Source organism: Anoxybacteroides tepidamans (assembly GCF_014201465.1).
GTDB classification, from domain to species: Bacteria; Bacillota; Bacilli; order Bacillales; family Anoxybacillaceae; genus Anoxybacteroides; species Anoxybacteroides tepidamans.
Genome location: NZ_JACHEP010000052.1, coordinates 1 through 1,270, shown reverse-complemented (window position 1 = coordinate 1,270; position 1,270 = coordinate 1). Strand labels below are relative to the sequence as shown.

At 51.0% G+C, this 1,270-nt stretch carries 1 protein-coding gene; it reads right to left on the bottom strand.

Translation table 11 applies throughout. The annotated features are described in order from the left end of the window. Positions 1–112: 112 nt before the first annotated feature. The coding region (locus HNQ34_RS17245) for an IS110 family RNA-guided transposase (protein WP_183256539.1) at positions 113–1,270 on the bottom strand (1,158 nt) is incomplete at its 5' end.

Below are 1,270 nucleotides of genomic sequence, written 5' to 3'. Positions count from 1 at the left end.
GCAGAGGCCGGCTAAGCTCTTTTAGGGACTCGAGGTCGAATGGTGAAAATCGTGCCAGCTTCTCCGTGTCATCTGGTTGTTTAGACAGTTTTCCTTGTCAAAGGAGACGGCTCTAGGCTGCCTGTGCTTGAGTGGAGGAGAAGATATCTTGCATCATTCGTTCCTCATCAAATGCTTGTTGCTTCACACAAACCGCGTATAGAATTTTCAATAGCTTGCCACATAACACGACGATCGATTGCTTCTTACGCAACGGGTTGACGGGACGTGTCGTATAGTACTCGTGCAACATTCGGAACGCCTTGTTATGGCGAATGAGTGGCATCATCACCCGAAAGAGAAGGGCGCGTAGCCGTCTCCGTCCTCGCTTCGAGATTCGTTTTTGCCCCTTGTGTTGCCCCGAGGAGTTTTCTTTCAACGTCAAGCCCGCTAATTTGATCAGCTGCCGCGGATCTTGGTACTGATAAAAACTCCCGATTTCCGACAACAATTCCACAATCGTCGCATCTCCTAGCCCTGGAATCGTTTGAAGCCATTCGTACTCCACCGTTGTTTGTGCAAGGGCAGTTAACTCTTCCGTCAACGCTGCGATCTCTTGTTCCAATTGGCGATATCGGCGGACCAACGTGGCGATTTCGATACGGGCCATCTGTTGTCCTTGTGTGATGCCAATCGAATGGCGAGAGACCTCTACCAGCTTTTGAATTTTCGGTTTTTGCGGACATTGGAGTCCTTCGCTTTGACGGTATCGCTCCATGAGCCCTTCGACCGTCTGATCGGCGATGTCCATCGGAAATGGCGTGTTTTCTAAGACCGCCAACGCGATTTTTCCGAACGATGGAAACACCTGCACAAACTCAGGGAAGTACCGATCCAGCCAGCGAATCATTTGATTTTGGACGGCATTCCGTTCCTTGAGCAGCGACTCTCGAAACGTGCTTCCTGCCCGCAATTCCGCTTCCACCTCGTGGAGAATGCGGGGATAGCTAAAGCGTCCGTCTTTGACCAGTCTTGCGATGACGAGGGCGTCTTTGGCATCGTGCTTCGTTGGCAAGTTGTCGTCCAGTTCTTTCGACCGTTTGACATGCATCGGGTTGACCATGACCAATGGGATCCCTTTTTCCTCAAGGAAATAGGCGAGGTTCAACCAGTAATGTCCGGTCGGTTCGATTCCGACGATCACTTCCGTTTTGCCCAATTCCCTCATCGCCTCTTGAATCAACGAATAGAACTGCTCGAATCCGGCTCTTGACTGGAACACCGGAAACCG